15 protein-coding genes and 1 pseudogene are annotated in these 15817 nt (G+C 64.6%); 9 read left to right on the top strand and 7 right to left on the bottom strand.

What is annotated here, in order from left to right:
• The 3 genes from EOA49_RS23750 to EOA49_RS23740 all read right to left on the bottom strand — a co-directional run.
• The coding region (locus EOA49_RS23750) for an aminopeptidase P family N-terminal domain-containing protein (RefSeq protein WP_206520213.1) at positions 1 to 843 on the bottom strand (843 nt) is incomplete at its 3' end.
• Between the two features lie 96 nt (positions 844 to 939).
• Positions 940 to 1812, bottom strand: coding sequence for a 50S ribosomal protein L11 methyltransferase (locus EOA49_RS23745; protein ID WP_095802429.1), 873 nt, complete (start codon positions 1810 to 1812; stop codon positions 940 to 942).
• 77 nt (positions 1813 to 1889) lie between these two features.
• On the bottom strand, positions 1890 to 2474 hold the full coding sequence (locus EOA49_RS23740; RefSeq protein ID WP_066990790.1) for an SCO family protein: 585 nt from the start codon (positions 2472 to 2474) through the stop codon (positions 1890 to 1892).
• A gap of 272 nt (positions 2475 to 2746) precedes the next feature.
• On the opposite strand from EOA49_RS23740, the gene EOA49_RS23735 reads away from it, so the two are divergent.
• The 3 genes and pseudogenes from EOA49_RS23735 to EOA49_RS23725 all read left to right on the top strand — a co-directional run.
• Positions 2747 to 3196, top strand: a complete 450-nt coding sequence (locus EOA49_RS23735) for a CreA family protein (RefSeq protein ID WP_082980332.1) — start codon at positions 2747 to 2749, stop codon at positions 3194 to 3196.
• A gap of 45 nt (positions 3197 to 3241) precedes the next feature.
• On the top strand, positions 3242 to 3883 hold the full coding sequence (locus tag EOA49_RS23730) for a DapH/DapD/GlmU-related protein (protein WP_127240836.1): 642 nt from the start codon (positions 3242 to 3244) through the stop codon (positions 3881 to 3883).
• A gap of 255 nt (positions 3884 to 4138) precedes the next feature.
• Positions 4139 to 4531 (top strand): annotated as a pseudogene (locus EOA49_RS23725) (low affinity iron permease family protein); the annotation flags it as partial.
• Positions 4532 to 4640: 109 nt separating this feature from the next.
• Here EOA49_RS23725 and EOA49_RS23720 read toward each other — a convergent pair.
• Positions 4641 to 5507, bottom strand: coding sequence for an SDR family NAD(P)-dependent oxidoreductase (locus tag EOA49_RS23720; RefSeq protein WP_127240837.1), 867 nt, complete (start codon positions 5505 to 5507; stop codon positions 4641 to 4643).
• Between the two features lie 149 nt (positions 5508 to 5656).
• Between EOA49_RS23720 and EOA49_RS23715 the strand changes: the two genes are divergently transcribed.
• Entirely contained in the window at positions 5657 to 5938 is a 282-nt protein-coding gene (locus tag EOA49_RS23715; RefSeq protein WP_127240841.1) for a hypothetical protein, read from the top strand.
• A gap of 63 nt (positions 5939 to 6001) precedes the next feature.
• Here the strand turns inward: EOA49_RS23715 and EOA49_RS23710 are convergent, their stop codons facing one another.
• Together EOA49_RS23710 and EOA49_RS23705 are read right to left on the bottom strand one after the other, a co-directional pair.
• Positions 6002 to 7483 carry an esterase-like activity of phytase family protein gene (locus EOA49_RS23710; RefSeq protein WP_127240838.1) on the bottom strand — a complete coding sequence of 494 codons (1482 nt, stop codon included), beginning with the start codon at positions 7481 to 7483 and terminating at the stop codon, positions 6002 to 6004.
• 243 nt (positions 7484 to 7726) lie between these two features.
• Positions 7727 to 8752 carry a LacI family DNA-binding transcriptional regulator gene (locus tag EOA49_RS23705; RefSeq protein ID WP_095783804.1) on the bottom strand — a complete coding sequence of 342 codons (1026 nt, stop codon included), beginning with the start codon at positions 8750 to 8752 and terminating at the stop codon, positions 7727 to 7729.
• A 197-nt stretch (positions 8753 to 8949) separates the two neighbouring features.
• On the opposite strand from EOA49_RS23705, the gene EOA49_RS23700 reads away from it, so the two are divergent.
• The 5 genes from EOA49_RS23700 (at position 8950) to EOA49_RS23680 (ending at position 13926) form a co-directional block, all read left to right on the top strand.
• Positions 8950 to 9981: a Gfo/Idh/MocA family oxidoreductase gene (locus EOA49_RS23700; protein WP_127215480.1), complete on the top strand. Its 1032-nt coding sequence runs from the start codon at positions 8950 to 8952 to the stop codon at positions 9979 to 9981.
• Positions 9981 to 10886 (top strand): sugar phosphate isomerase/epimerase, encoded by a 906-nt coding sequence (locus EOA49_RS23695; RefSeq protein ID WP_206519912.1) that lies wholly within the window; start codon positions 9981 to 9983, stop codon positions 10884 to 10886. Before EOA49_RS23700 ends, EOA49_RS23695 begins: the two co-directional genes overlap by 1 nt.
• A gap of 93 nt (positions 10887 to 10979) precedes the next feature.
• The gene (locus tag EOA49_RS23690) at positions 10980 to 11993 is read left to right on the top strand and encodes a substrate-binding domain-containing protein (protein WP_066990822.1); all 1014 of its coding nucleotides are present in this window, start codon (positions 10980 to 10982) and stop codon (positions 11991 to 11993) included.
• An 86-nt stretch (positions 11994 to 12079) separates the two neighbouring features.
• Positions 12080 to 12874 carry an ATP-binding cassette domain-containing protein gene (locus tag EOA49_RS23685; protein WP_127240840.1) on the top strand — a complete coding sequence of 265 codons (795 nt, stop codon included), beginning with the start codon at positions 12080 to 12082 and terminating at the stop codon, positions 12872 to 12874.
• Positions 12874 to 13926 (top strand): ABC transporter permease, encoded by a 1053-nt coding sequence (locus tag EOA49_RS23680; protein ID WP_095779023.1) that lies wholly within the window; start codon positions 12874 to 12876, stop codon positions 13924 to 13926. Before EOA49_RS23685 ends, EOA49_RS23680 begins: the two co-directional genes overlap by 1 nt.
• Positions 13927 to 13968: 42 nt before the next feature.
• Here the strand turns inward: EOA49_RS23680 and EOA49_RS23675 are convergent.
• Positions 13969 to 15817, bottom strand: a 1849-nt coding sequence (locus EOA49_RS23675) for a 3'-5' exonuclease (protein ID WP_245460775.1), incomplete at its 5' end; no start/stop codon positions are given.

Raw genomic sequence — 15817 nt, 5'->3', positions numbered from 1 at the left:
ATCGAGCGCGATTTTTGCGCCGCCCTTGGCGAGGTTGGCGACCGCCGCTTCGAATTCGCCTGGATCGTGCGGATCGGCAAGCTGGGTGAGATAGGCCGCGACCTGGCGCGAAAATTTGCGCTGGTCCATAAAGAGTTGATGCTTGCCGTCGGCGGCAAGAATGGCGAAGCCGAGCGCCAGCGGCGTATGCGCCACATCACCGCCGCGGATGTTGAAGGCCCAGGCGATGGAAGAAGGGTCGGTGAGCACGGCGTGCGTCGCGCCCTCCTTTTCGATCGCGCCCGCCAGCCGCGCCAGCTTGTCCTTGGCGAGCTCGCCGGCGAAGGCGATCGGGTGGAGTTCCACCGGTGCGCGCGGCGGCTCGGGCTGATCTTCCCAGATGATGTCGATCGGATTCTTGTCGAGCGGCACCAGTTTCGCGCCGGACTGCTCGGCCGAGGCTTTCAATGCCTTGATCTCGCCGATCGTGTGCAGCCAAGGGTCGAAGCCGAGCCTGGCCCCTTTGCCGAGATTGTCCTTGATCCAGGAGGCCGGCGGATTGTCGACGAGGCTCTCGACGGTGAAGATCGAAAGATCGACCTCATTGCGTACCTGCAGCGTGTAGCGGCCGTCAACGAAGATGAAGGCGCGGTCGCGCAGGATGATGGCGACGCCGGCTGAGCCGGAAAAGCCGGTCAGCCATTTCAGCCGGGCCGAGCGGTCGGCGACATATTCGCCCTGATGCTCGTCGGCGCGCGGCACCATGAAGCCGTCCAGCTTGTTCTCGGCCAGCCATTGGCGCAGCGTCGCCACGCGCGGCTTGCCGATAGCCGGATCGCCGGCGGAATCAAAGGTCTGGAACATTTTGCCGCATCTCCTGGAATGGCTCGCGCGACCGTAGCGCAAGGTCTTCGAAACCGGAATCGATTTCGACAGGGCCAGTCTTGAACGATCCGGTTTTCAGCGCTTGAGGTGGATGGTCACCCAGCCCTCGCGGTGCAAGGTGCGGACGTGGCGGAAGCTTTGGCCGACATAGGCCGAGATCACCGCATCGCGCTGACGGTCGAGAATGCCGGAGAGCACCAGCGAGCCGCCGAGCTTGATGTGCCTGGCCATCTCGGGCGCCAACCGCATCAGCGGGCGCGCCAGGATATTGGCGACGATGAGGTCGAAGGGCGCGCGCCTAGAGAAGATCGGATGGTGGAAGCCGGGCGCCGTCACCGTCTCGACAAGCGCCTTCACTCGGTTCAGTCGCGCATTGGTCGCAGCGACGCGAACGGCCACCGGATCGATGTCGGTCGCCAGCACCGGGATGTGCGCGAGCTTGGCCAGCGCTATCGCCAGCACGGCACTGCCGGTGCCGAGGTCGAGCGCGTTGCCGGGGCGTTCGCGCAGCACCACCTGTTCCAGCAGTTCGAGGCAGCCGGCCGTGGTGCCGTGATGGCCGGTGCCGAAGGCAAGACCCGCCTCGATCTCAATGGCGAGGTCACCGCTGCGGCGCTTGTCGCGATCATGCGCGCCGTGGACAAAGAAACGCCCGGCGCGGACCGGCTTCAGTCCTTCGAGCGAGCGTGCAACCCAGTCGATGTCGGGGAGCGCCTCGCGCTCGACCTGCTTCGGCAGGGCCAGGTCCGCGAGTATGCCGTTGATCCGGACTGCGACGGCATCGACATCGCCATCGGCATAGAGCGACACTTCGTGGATGTCATTGGCCTCGTCGACCTCCAGCAGGGCAAGCGGCAGGCCTTCGTCCTCGAAAGCTGCATCAAGCGCCGCGAAGATGCGGTCAGCCTCGGCCTTGCCCGCCGTGAAATGGAACCTGGTCTGCCCCATCAGGGCGACTCATGTTTGAGCGTGATCATTTCCGAGAACCGGTTCCACTTGTTGCTACGCAAACCTTCGGTTCGGGATCACGCCTGGCCGCCTGCTGCGAGCCGCTTCAGCTTCGCAATAGCCGTGTCGGCGCTTTCGCCATAGGCGATGGTGCCGGCGAACTCGCCCTTGGCGTTGAGGAGCAGCACGGAGGCCGTGTGGTCCATCGTGTAATCGCCGTCGCCGGTGTCGACCTTCTTCCAGTAGATGCCGAAGGCCTTGGCCATTGCATGCACCTTGTCCGGATCGCCGGTGATGCCGGTGATGCGGTCGGAGAAATTGCCGACGTAGGAATTGATGATCTGCGGCGTGTCCCGCTCCGGGTCGACCGTGACGAAGTAGGCGTTGAGGTTCTTGCCGCTGTCGCCCATCGTCTTCAGCCAGCCGGCCATTTCGAACAGCGTTGTCGGGCAGACTTCCGGACAATGAGTGAAGCCGAAGAAGACGACGCTTGGGTGGCCCCGGAACGCGGCCTCGGTGATCGGCGCGCTCTTCTGGTCGATCAGTGTGAACGGTGCGCCGTAGGGCTGGCCGCCATAATGGCCGCGATACCAGTCGAAAGTGAGCCAGCCGATGCCCGCCGCCATCAGGACGAGGATGCCGACCAGAATTGAGCGCATCATCAGAAACTATCCGTTGCGATCGTCGCGGCCCGGCGGATCCGGCGCGAGCCTGTTCGGCGACAGTCTTAGCGGTTTGGCGGCGCGCGCGCAAAGAGGTCGCGTTGCCGCAACCACGAGACCTGCCGCCTCCGTCGCGACGATCATCGAATGGCTTGCAAATGCCATTGTCCTGTCCCACCTGACATCGGCTAAACGCAAAACCCGAGGAGGCTTCCTTGCGAAAACTGATCGGCTTGATTGCCGCCTGCATTGCCCTCGGCGCCGGCGCAGCGATGGCGGACGAGGTCGGCAAGGTCGGCGTCGACTGGGTCGGCAACGACATCATGATCGATGCGATCAAGGATCCAAAGGTCGACGGCGTCACCTGCCACGTCGCCTATTTCGACCGCAGCATCATCGATCGGCTGCACAAGGGCAACTGGTTCGAAGATCCGTCGGACTCGTCGATCTCCTGCCGCCAGACCGGGCCGATCACCATCGGCGACATCGACATGAGCGAGCGCGGCGAAGAGGTGTTCAAGCAGGGCCTCAGCCTGATCTGGAAGAAACAGGTGGTGAACCGCATCTACGACAAGAAGAACGAGACGCTGATCTATCTCTCGCATTCGCGCCAGGTCCAGAACGGCTCGGCGAAGATGTCGGTCACGACCGTGCCGCTCTATGGCCAGAACGTCGTGTGGACCAAGGGCAAGCCGCAATTAGGCTCCGATCCGCCCGGATGATTGGTCCCGCTTGCCGGGGCAATCGCTCGGGCGTAAAGCCGCGCCATGGACCGTCCTGAACATCTCGTTGCGAAGGATCCCGAGCCGCGCATCCATCCGACCGCGGAGTTGAAGGGGTGCAAGCTTGGCCGCTGTGCATCGATCGGCGAGCGGGTGATCCTGCGCGACGTGACGGTCGGCGATTTTTCCTATTTCGAGCGTCATTCGGAAGCGATCTACACGACGATCGGCAAGTTCTGCTCGATTGCCGCCAACAGCCGCATCAACGCGCTCGAGCATCCGATCGAGCGGCTGACCCAGCACAAAGCGAGCTACCGGCCCAACGAATATTTCCGCTGGCTTGGCGTCGACGCGGCATTTCGAGAGCGGCGGCAGGCAAAGCCGGTCAGCATCGGGCACGATGTCTGGATCGGCCATGGCGCCGTCATCATGCCAGGCATCACGATCGGCAATGGCGCCGTCATCGGTGCCAACGCGGCGGTGACGCATGACGTGCCGCCTTACGCTGTCGTCGCCGGCGTTCCGGCCAAACCCTTGCGCCAGCGCTTTAGCGCCGACGTGGCGGCGCGCATTGAAGACCTCGCCTGGTGGGACTGGACGCCGGAAAAACTCGCCAGGGCGATCCCGGACATGCAGTCGTTGCCGATCGAGGCCTTCCTCGATCGTTGGGAAAACGCCGCGACCTGAACCCGTGAAGCGCGGCCCTTCCGCCATGCGGGGGTGGCCCGGCGGAAGGGGCCGGAGGTAAGCCGCCGTGAAGCGGAACGAGCAGGCTTTTCGACCTGCACCGGCACCATGGCAACAACGCATAAGGTGTTTTTTCGTCGTCATGCGCCTCTCGCGTGTATGCGATTGCAGGCGGAAAATCGGGCCGGCGGGAACCGGAGAGGCCTGCCCTTGTTTCTCTCGAAATGCCGCGCTCTTGCGTTTTGTGAGGACTGGATGATCGAAAAGCTTTTCACCAAGGTTGCCAATTGGGTGGCTCACCTGGCCGGTATGCCTTTGACTTTTGCCGTCTGCGTTCTGATCGTGGTGATCTGGGCGGCGACTGGCCCGGTCTTCGGCTTCTCCGATACCTGGCAACTGGTGATCAACACGGGGACAACCATCATCACCTTCCTGATGGTGTTCCTGATCCAGAACACGCAGAACCGCGATGGCGCCGCAATCCAGACCAAGCTCGACGAGTTGATTCGCGTCAGCGAGGCCCACAACCATTTCATCGGCATCGAGCACCTGACGGAATCGGAGGTCGAGGAGATCCGCGCCAAATGCGAAGCGGCGGCAAAACGGCACGACCGCAAGATCGCCGAAACAGCGGCCAAGCAGGCTATGACGATAAAAAACGGTTCCGGGCGCGACCGCAAGATCGCTGAGGCGGCCGCCAAGAAGACCGTGCCAGGGAAGGCAAGCTCCAAGAAGAAGGCGCCGCCTGAACGGCCCGTCAGCGGTTCATAAAGGCGGCGAAAGCGTCCTTGTGATCCGGATGCCAGCGCGACAAAGCTGGGCGGTTTTCGATGATGTCGCCGATCGCCCAGGCCATGCGCTTTTCATCCATGGGCCGAGCGACCTCGTTGTCCGGGCAAAGGATGTAGAAGTCGTCCTGCTTGAGCGATGCCAGCATGAAATCGATCACCTGCTCGCCCGTCCAGGCGCCGGCCGGCTTTTCCGTCGCGCCCTCGGTCAGGCCGGTATAGGTGAAGCCGGGGATGAGCAAATGCGCGGAAAGCTTCGCTCCAGGCTCGTTGCGCAGCGCATGGGCCAGGCCCTCGGTGAAGGTCTTCACGCCCGCCTTGGAGACGTTGTAGGCGAGATTGCCGGGCGGCGTGGTGATGCCTTGCTTGGATCCGGTGTTGATGATCAGGCCGGGCTCGCCCGCAGCCAGCATGCGCGGCGCAAAGGCCTCGACACCATGCACGACGCCCCAGAAATTGATGTCCAGCAGCCGTTTCCAGGCTTCACGGTTTTCCCACGGCTTGCCGGGATTGTTGCCGACGCCGGCATTGTTCATCAGCACCGAAACCGCACCGAATGCACCGTAGGTGAGTTCCGCGAGCCGGTCGACTTCGTCGGCCTTGGAGACATCGGTGGGGATAGGGAGAACGGCATCGTCCCCGGCAATGACGGCGACCGCCTGCCGGGCCTGGTCGAGGCGCACGCCGCCTATGTCGGCAAGCACGGTCTTCATGCCCATGGCCGCGAAGCGCTTCGCGGCGGCCAGGCCTATGCCGCTGGCGCCGCCGGTGATGACGGCGACATTGCCGGAGGCGAAAGCGGGCAGGGCGGTCTGGATTTCGGCGTCGCTGGTCATGGTTGATGTCCTTATTCCGGGTCGAGCCGAACTTAACGCCGGTCAGGGGCGAGGCAAGCCTTGATCGCTGCAATGATCGACGGCGGTACCGCCAATGGGTGGACCGCAGCAGCTTGCCCCGCGCATGCTGCCGGAAAAGGAGTTCGGCATTGACCGATTGGATCGGAATCCTGAAGGAGCAGACCGCCACCGGCGAACAGATGGGCCGGGATGTGCCGAAGATGCTCGCCAACCCCGATATCAGCGAGGCGCAGGTCAAGACCCTGTTTTCGGCACTGGAGCAACAGGCGGACTTCGCGGAAAAGCTGCGCCTGGCGCTGGAGAAGTTCGGCCCTGACTTTCCCGTCATCAAGGCCGCAGAGCGGCTGGAAGAGCGCTATGCCGACCTTGCCGCCTCGGCGGCCGAAAAACTGAAAGCGATGCGGGAGTAAGAATCCGCTATTTTTCCACGAGCCGCTCGAACAGCCTGTCCGGCGTAAACCAGGTAATCGCAACTAGTTTGCGGCGAGACTGTTCCCCGACAGGCCGGGCAGGGTAACCTGATAGACCAGGAAGGTGGTGTCGACATCGGCGCCATCCTCGGCCTTGTACGGGGCACCGACCTGGAAGCCGTCCTGGGTGAGAAAGTCGTTGTCGTTGGCGACGAACAGGAAATAGTCGTCGGGCAGCTTCGGGTCCAGCACGCTCACCAGCGACATCGCCTCCCACTTCTCCGAGAGGTTGTTCCTGTCGTTCGGCGCGCCGTTGTGCAAGCCGAAACGGCCGAGTTCGCCCTTGTCGTTGATGTCGATGAACGAGGTGAGCTTGGCCGGCGTCACCGACGGATCGAGCACGCCTTTCGGCGCAACCGGCTTGTCGGCGGCGTCGAACGGGCCGTTGGCGATATCGGTGGCGGCGGAAAGGTCGACGATCTGGATCTTGCGGTAGACCGACTCGGCCTCCTTCAGCCCCTGGCCGTTGCCGCTGTCGCGTGCCAGCATCAAAAAGCTCTTGTCGGACAGCGCCACGATCTCGCTCTGCGCGGCCACCTTGGCCTTGCCCTTGGCGTCCTTGAACACCGGCAGCGGTACGACATATTCGTGCGCCAGCTTGAGGTGGGCGAGGTCGGAGGCGTCATAGACCAGCGCGCGGGTGTTCCGGCGGGTCGAGCCGGAATCGCCGCCATCCTGGCGCGGCGCCGACTGCAGCACGGCGATCAGGAACTTGCCGTCCGGCGTCATCGACATGCCTTCGAGGCCTTGATTGTTCTGGCGGCCAGTCTCGGGATCCTTGGGATCCGGCTCGGCGGCACCCGGGCCAGGATTGTCGGAAGCGAAGTTCGGCTTGCCATGGCGCATCGGCACCAGGGCCGCCGGCGGCTGCGTCGCCGACATCAGGCTGCCGTCGGCCGAAAAGCGATAGATGTTGGGGCCATATTCGTCGGAAATGAACATGATGCCGTCGGGCAGGCGCACGACCGCCTCGTCGTCGAGCGAAAGCTTGCCGTTGTCGGCCTGCGGCAGGATCGGCATGTCGCCGGCAGCGGGGCGCACGCCGTTGAGCGGATCGAGGCCGGTGGCGTCGGCGCCGTTGTCGTCGGTCAGGAGCATCGTGTCGACGAGCGTTGCCTTGACGCCCGACTGTTCCTGGCCGGCGGCGGGCGCAGCACCCGGAGCGGTCGGGGTCAGCTCGATTGCAATGGTGTTCAAGCGGGGCCGGTAGTCGGTGGTGCCGGCGACGTTGTAGCCGCGGTCCGGCAGCAGCCAGAGCGAGCCTTTGTAGCCGGCGCCGTCACGCGCCCAGCTCTTGGCGTCGATCGCCATGCCGGAGCCCGAACCAAAGGTCTCGCCGAACTTGTCCTTCTGGCTGGCGGGGATGCGGCCAACGCCGACCAGCCCCTTGTTGACATAGCCAACACCCTCGGCGAGCGCAGGGCTCAGCACGGTGAACAGGGCGATTGCCGCGCCAAGCGCGACGGTTCGGTTGAGGTGCTTCATGATGTCGCCATGTGACGAGCAGAGCCGGAATGGTGTCACATCGGGTCTAGGACGCGAACATGATACTTGCGTGACAGGAGTGGGGCTCCTTCCTTCTCCCCATGTGGGAGAAGGTGGATCGGCGCGCAGCGTCGAGACGGATGAGGGGTGTTCCAGCGGAGCGAGACGTTGGCTTTCTCTGGAGCACCCCTCATCCGTCGCCTTCGGCGACACCTTCTCCCGCAAGGGGAGAAGGAGAGGTGCTCAATCGCTCTCGCGCGCGACGAGCTCCAGCGGCCAGACTTCGCGGATCGTGCGTGGCCCCTCCGGACCGGCATGGGCCGGGAGTGACGCCAGCAGCATCTCGGCCAGCCGCCGGCCCATCGGCTCCAGCGCCGGACGGAAGGCGGTCAGCGTCGGCGAGAAGTAGCGGCAGAGCGGCGTGTCGACGATGACGATCACCGCGATGTCGTGGCCGGGCCTGATGCCCATCTCGGCCAGTGCCTTGCAGCCGCCGAGCGCCATCGCGTCATTGTTGAAGATGATGGCTGTCGGCCGGTCCTTGGAGAGCATCACACGCGGCGTCACCTGGTAGCCGCCGGTCTCGTTGATGAAGCCGTCGGCGATCAGGCCGGGGTCGACCTCGATGCCATGCCGCTTCAGAGCCTTGCGGTAGCCGTCGAGGAACAGGTAGCCGAAGTTGAGATCAAGCGAAGGGCGGATGGCAGCTATGCGGCGGTGGCCGCGCGCAACCAGCCGGTCGACGGCTTCATCACCCGCCCTCTCGAAATCGATATCGAGCGAAGGATAGGTGTCGCCGCCGGATTGACTTCGGCCAAGCGTGGCGAAGGGAAAGCCGGCCTTGCTCAGATAGTCGATCCGATCGTCTTCCCGCCGTGTATTGGCCAACACGACCGCGTCGGCCCGGCGCGTCTCAACCACGCGGCGCAGCCGCTCCTGCTGATACTGGCCGGGCTCGCCCATGACGACCATCAGATCCAACTCATGCTCGGCGAGCCGCGCCTGCAGGCCGGTCAGGAACGGAATGAAGAACGGCTCGCCATATTGCTGGTCGCCGGGATGCGGTTGCAGCATGAAGGCGATCGAGCGGGTGGCGCCCTGGCGCAGGCTGCGGCCCGACTGGTTGGGCGAATAGTTCAGCTTCCTGGCCGCCTCGAGCACGCGCTGGCGCGTCTCCGCATTGACGTCGGCGCGGCCGTTCAGCGCGCGCGACACGGTGCCGATCGAAATGTTCAGGTGACGCGCGAGATCGTGGATGCTGGACGCCAAGGCAGGTTCTCCCCCTGACTTCGCTAGCACCGGCCGTCCTTCAGGCCAAGCAGTGGATGTCGATTTTCGCGAGCAGGTGATTGACATTCTACGCCATCGGGCGTGTTCTCGTAAACGTTTACGGAAAAACGTTTACGGTGAAGCCGGAAATGCCGTGACACTCGGCCTGGAGGGGCCGAGCGGAGGAGGAGCGCTGGATGATGAAGGTCGTCCTGGTCGGGTGCGGAGCCATGAGCAGGCAGTGGCTCGATGCCGCGAGGCAGATCGACGGGCTTGCCATTGCCGGCCTTGTCGATCTCGATGCCGAGCGGGCGCAGGCGAGGGCGCGCGAGTACGAGCTCCCCAATGCCGTCATCGGCACCAGCCTCGATGCCGTTCTCGATCAGACCCGGCCCGATGCCGTGTTCGATGTCGTGGTTCCTGCTGCGCGGCGCCAAGTCGCGCTTTCGGCCTTTGCCCATAACTGCCATCTGCTCACCGAAAAGCCGCTTGCCGACAGCCCAGAAAATGCGCGCGCCATCATCGAAGCGGCGCGCCGCGCGGGGCGGGTCCATGCCGTGGTTCAGAACCGGCGCTATGTCGCCAATGTCAGGCGGATCCGGCGGTTCCTCGATTCCGGCGCCATCGGCAAGCCGACCAGCATCCATGCCGACTTCTTCGTCGCGCCGCACTTCGGCGGCTTTCGCGAGGAGATGCGCCACGTGCTTTTGCTCGACATGGCGATCCACACGTTCGACGCCGCCCGCTACATGGTCGCCGGCGAACCGGCCGGCGTCTATTGCCAGGAGTGGGAGCCTGCCAATTCCTGGTACCGTCAGGGCTCGTCGGCCAGCGCGGTGTTCGATTTCGGCGGCGGCAAGGTCTTCACCTATGCCGGCTCCTGGTGCGCGGACGGTTTCCGCACGAGTTGGGAAGGCAGCTGGCGCATCGTCGCCGAGCGCGGCAGCCTGTTGTGGGACGGGCATGACGGGTTGAAGGCCGAGGTGGTTGCATCCGGCCGCGACGGTATCATCGACAAGACCCAGTCGATCGAGGTGCCGGCGCTCGACGCGGCCGACAGAGTCGACGGCCATCTCGGCATCATCCAGGATTTCATGCGCGCGATCGAGACCGGCACCGAACCGGAGACGCGCGGCACCGACAACATCAAAAGCCTAGCCATGGTCTTTGGCGCCATCGAAAGCGCAGAGACCGGACGCCGCGTCGCAATCGCAAAGGAAACGCCGTGATGCCGAACCCGCTTCTCGACATCAGGATCGGCGCCATGGTGCGAGCCAATCTCGACGACCCGGCCGTCTATGTGAAACAGATCCTGCCGCTCGGCTTCGAGAGCATCCAGCCCTTTTTCTGGCAGACGCTGGGCGGCAAGGACCTAAAGCGCCTGGCGGGCGAAATCCGCGAAGCGATCGGCGATGCGGACGTCGCCGTCTCATCGATCGGCGTGTTCGGCAATCCGCTGGAGAACGGCGAGGTCGACCGCGGCGTGCTCGCGGCGTGGGAGACCGTCATCGACAACGCACATCTGTTCGGCACCACGATGGTCTGCGGCTTCACCGGCCGGCTGCGCGGCAAACCGCTGACCGACAGCCTGCCCCGTTTCCGCGAGGTCTGGGGGCCGCTGGCCAGGCGCGCCGCCGACAAGGGCGTGCGCATCGCCTTCGAGAACTGTGCGATGGACGGCAACTGGGCGAGCGGCGACTGGAACATCGCCCACAACCCGGACGCCTGGGAGCTGATGTTCAACGAATTGCCCGACGACAATCTCGGGCTCGAATGGGAGCCCTGCCACCAGCTCGTCTATCTGATCGACCCGATTCCGCAGATTCGCAAATGGGCGCCGCGTATCTTCCACGTCCACGGCAAGGACGCCACCGTGCGCTGGGACGTGATCCGCGAGCACGGCGTGTTCGGACGCCTGCCATTCGTGCAGATGCGCAGCCCCGGCTTCGGCGACAGCGACTGGACCCGGGTGATCAGCGAATTGCGGCTGGCCGGCTACAAGGGCGCCATCGACATCGAAGGCTGGCACGACCCGGTCTATCGCGGCGACCTCGAGATGACCGGTCAGGTGCGGGCGCTGGGCTATCTGAAGCAGTGCAGGGGAGGAGCCAGCTACCTGCCCAATCCGGTGTGAGGACCGGCCGGCGGGAGGAGCCGGCCACCAAGACTACGGCCGAAGCAATCGTCGAAACCCTCCGTTGCGAGGGACCAAAAGGGAGGAACGTGCATGAGCATCACGACCAGAAGGACTGTTCTGCGCTCGACCGTCGTGGCGGCCGCCGCGGCGCTCTGCGCCTCGATCTCCACCTTGCCGGCAAAGGCGCTTGACGCCCAATGGTGCAAGGACGTCCATATCCGCTTCTTCGTCGGCGGCGCCGAGGGCGACGCCTTCGGCACCATCGTCTACAATGGCGCCAAGCAGGCGGCGGCCGATCTTGGGCCGAAGGTCGACTACATCTTCTCCCAGTGGGATGTCGAGAAGATGGTGCAGCAATTGCGCGAGGCGGTCGCGGTCAAGCCGCAAGGCATCGCCATGATGGGCCATCCGGGCGATGCCGCGATCATGCCGCTGGCCGAGCAGGCGCATAAGGACGGCATCAAGATGATGTACCAGAACGTGCCGGTGCCGAAGGTGGTGGAAGCATTCGGCGGCGGCTATGTCGGCGCGCAGCAGGAGCAGCAGGGCCGCGCGCTCGGCGCCGAGGCGTTCAAGCTCGGCAAGCTCAAGGCCGGCGACAAGGCGATCATGATCGGCCCGTTCGAGAACGAGAATCGCGGTGCGCGCGAGCGCGGCACGGTCGCGGCGCTGAAGGAGGCGGGTGTCGAGGTGATCCAGCTGTCCTCGCCGCCGAGCGGCGAGTGGGCGTCCGATCCGAACCTCGCCATTCCGGTGATCACCGCGGCTCTGCTCAACCACCCCGACGTCAAGGCGGTCGGCTATCCCGGCGGACAGATGCTCGGCAACGTCGCCACCTATATGCAGGCGGCGGGACGCAAGCCTGGCGACATCTTCAACTTCGGCTTCGACACCAGCCCGCAGATCGTCGAAGGCTTCAAGGGCGGCTGGGTGCAGCTCACGGCCGACCAGCAGCCGTTCCTGCAGGGCTATCTGCCGATCCTCAGCCTCTGCCAGCAGGTGGTGCTCGGACTGGCGCCGATGAATGTCGACACCGGCGCCGGTTTCGTGACGCCTGAAAATTATCAGGTCGTCTCGGAGCTCGCCAAGCAGGCGCTGCGCTAACCTCCCAGGCTGCCGGCCGGGAATACGCCCGGCCGGCCGGATCGCCGGCAAGCGGCCGGCAGACAGACAGTTCAAGCGAGGATCGCATGGGCGAACGCATCATCGAACTGCGCGACATCACGAAATCCTATGGCCAGGTCTATGCGCTGGGCGGCGTCAACCTCAGCGTCGACCGCGGCGAGGTGGTCGGGCTCATCGGCGACAACGGCGCCGGCAAATCGACGCTGATCAAGATCCTATCCGGCGTGGTCAAGCCGACCAGCGGCGACATCCTCGTACGCGGCAAGCCGGTGACCGGATGGAGTGCCGCCCGCTCGCGCGATGCCGGCATCGAGACGGTGTTCCAGGACCGGGCTTTGGCCGTGCAGCAAACGATCGTGCGCAACATCTTCATGGGCCGCGAGCTGACCGGCTTCATGGGCTGGCTCAAGGTCGGCAAGGAGATCGAGGAGGCAAGCCGGCTGATGCGTGAGATCGGCTTCACCTCGAAAGTGTTCACGCCGCATTCCATCGTCGGCCAGCTTTCGGGCGGCGAGCGTCAGGGTGTGGCGATCGCGCGCGCCATCTACAAGCAGGCGGAGCTGATTATCCTCGACGAGCCGACGACGGCGCTGTCGCTGACGGAGACCGCCAAGGTCTTCCATTTCGTGCGCCAGGTGCGGGCGAGTGGCCGCTCGATCCTGTTCATCGGCCACAACATTCATCATGTCTTCGACATCGCCGACCGCTTCGTGGTGCTCGACCGCGGCAAGGTGGCGTTGACGGCTGACCGCAGCGAGGTCAAGTCAGCCGACGACCTCATCAACTTTATGGAAGAGATCGCGCATCCGGGTGGCCTGCCAGGGCTACACGAGGCGGGCGGAGCGGAGCAGAGAGCGTGATGAGCAAGGCCATGGAACCCGATCTGCAAACACCTCTGGGAAGGGCAAGCGGCCCGACAGAATCAGGCAAGCAGTGGAGTCATCCTTCCGATCACTGGCTGCGCGGCTTCGTCCTCGACAATCGCGCGGCGCTAGGCACGCTCGCCGTGTTCATCGTCATGATGGCGATCTTCATGATCGCCAACCCGACCGTCTTCACCACCTGGTATCTTTACAGCTCGGTGCTGACGACGCTTCCCGTCGCGCTGTTCGTTGTCGTGCCGCTGGTCTTCGTAGTCACCTGCGGCGAGATCGACCTATCGTTCCCGGCGACGATGGGTTTCGCCTCATGGGCCTTCGCGATCGTCGTGCAGGCCGGCTACGATCCGTTCCTCGGCATCGCCGCGGCGCTTCTCACCGGCACGCTGCTCGGCTTCCTGGTCGGATCGCTGGTGGTCTATGGCGGCCTGTCGTCGCTGATTGCCACGCTCGGCATGAACTTCCTGCTGCGCGGGCTGATCCAGATCATCAACGAGGGCAAGTCGACGGCGCTGACCAGTCTGGCCGACAGCTCAGCTTACGCGATCTTCTCCGGCCAGCTCTGGGGCATCCCGGTGCAGATCTTCTGGGCGATCGCCTTCGTCGTGTTTTCGGCGCTGCTCTACAACCGCCACCGCTTCGGCGCCCAGGTCAAGGTGGTCGGCGACAATCCGGACAGCGCCAAGCAAATGGGCATCGACGTTCAGCGCGTCCGGGTCAAGGTGTTCGTCTTCACCGGCATCGGGGCGGCGATCGCCGGAACCTTCTCGGTGATGATCAACTTCACCTGGTGGCCGACGGCGGGCGACGGCTACCTGCTGCCGGTGCTGGCATCGGTGTTCGTCGGCGGCACGCCGACCTGGGGCGGTATCGGCACAGTGGTCGGCGGCGCGATCGGCGCGGTCACCGTGTCGTTCATCCAGACCGGCGTCGTCGCCGCGGGCCTCAGCGGCTTCTACGTGCAGTTCTTCAACGGGCTGATCATCATCCTGTCCCTGCTCGGCCACAAATGGAACCAGGCGCGGTATCGCTGAGAGGCTGCGGTTTTCGGACGGTAATCCGTTGGCGGCCGCCGCTCAAACGCTGGTGACAAACCCGTCCAGCACACGTTTCTGGCCGGCCTTGTCAAAGTCGATGGTCAGCTTGTTGCCGTCGATGGCGGCGATATTGCCGTTGCCGAATTTCTGGTGGAAGACGCGGTCGCCGAGCTTGAATGGCGAAGGTGTGTCGGCGACCGATTTGGCGACCAGCTCGCCTTCGATGGTGCGGCCTTTCACCGAGGTGCGGCCGGCGCCATAGCCGCTGTCGGTCTCGCCATAGCCGATGCGTTCGACCTGGTGGCCGGAGCGTGTGCCCCAGTTGCGGTCGGTCGCTTCGGTGCGGTTCGCCTGCGCGCGCTGCCAGCCGGGTGTCGCATAGGTGTTGGAGAAGCTGCCGGATTTTTCCGCGCCGATATTGTCGAAGCGCGAGGCGCCGTAGGGATTCTGCCGGCCGCCGCCGCCGCGGCCTGAGGCGAAGGAGCCGCCGCCATAGGGATTGCCATAGCCGCCATAGGAATTGCCGCCATCGGCGACATCGACATGGGCTTCCGGCAATTCATTGACGAAACGCGACGGAATGGTCGATTGCCACAGGCCGTGGATCTGGCGGTTTGAGACGAACCAGACGTGCAGGTTCTTTTTCGCGCGCGTCAGGCCGACATAGGCGAGGCGGCGTTCTTCCTCGAGGCCGGAGCGGCCGCCTTCGTCCAGCGCGCGCTGATGCGGGAACAGACCTTCCTCCCAGCCGGGCAAGAATACGGTCTCGAATTCAAGCCCTTTCGCCGAATGCAGCGTCATGATGGAGACCGCATCGAGCGATTCGCCCTGCTCTGCCTCCATGACCAGCGCGACATGCTCGAGGAACGAACGCAGGGATTCATACTCCTCCATGGAGCGGATCAGTTCCTTGAGGTTCTCCAGCCGCCCGGGCGCTTCGGCCGAACGGTCGTTCTTCCACATGTCGGTGTAGCCGCTCTCCTCGAGGATGGTCTCGGCGAGCTCGGTGTGCGGCGTGGTCTCCAGCGCCTTCTGCCAGCGCTCGAAATTGGCCGCGACCTCGCGCAGCGCGGCGCGCGGCTTCGGCTTCAACTCGTCGCTTTCGGCGAGTGTCGCCGCGGCCTCAAGCATCGGGATTTGCATGGCGCGCGCGGTGTCGTGGATCTGGCGGATGGTGGCTTCGCCGAGCCCGCGCTTCGGCACGTTGACAATGCGCTCGAAGGCAAGGTCGTCGCCGCTGTTGGCGACGACGCGGAAGAAGGCCAGCGCGTCGCGGATTTCCAACCGTTCGTAGAAGCGCGGGCCGCCGATGACTCGGTAGCTCAAGCCGAGCGTGATGAAGCGGTCTTCGAAGGCGCGCATCTGGAAGGACGCGCGCACCAGGATCGCCATATCGTTGAGGTTGTGCTTTTGCCGCTGGTAGGCCTCGATCGCCTCGCCGATGGCGCGCGCCTCTTCCTCCGAATCCCAGGCGGCATGGACATGCACCTTGTCGTCCTCGGGGTCGTTGCGGTCGGTGAACAGCGTCTTGCCGAAGCGGCCCTCATTGTGGGCGATGAGATGCGAAGCCGCACCCAGTATATGCGCGGTGGAGCGGTAGTTGCGCTCCAGCCTGATGATGGTGGCGCCGGGAAAATCCTTGTCGAAGCGCAGGATATTGTCGACCTCGGCGCCGCGCCAGCCATAGATAGACTGGTCGTCGTCGCCGACGCAGCAAATGTTGACAGTGGATTGACGCCGGTTTCCCTCCCCCTTGAGGGGAGGGTGGCCGGGTGAAGCCCGGTCGGGAGGGGTCCTCGCGGCAGTGCTCGACGCTCCGGCGCCTGATGACTGGGCGGCGCCTTCCGCGGCGACCCCCTCCGTCCGCTTCGCGGACACCTCCCCCTCA

Origin of the sequence: Mesorhizobium sp. M1A.F.Ca.IN.020.04.1.1 (assembly GCF_003997315.1) — a bacterium.
Classification (GTDB): Bacteria; Pseudomonadota; Alphaproteobacteria; order Rhizobiales; family Rhizobiaceae; genus Mesorhizobium.
This window is presented reverse-complemented; position numbering and strand designations above follow the sequence as displayed.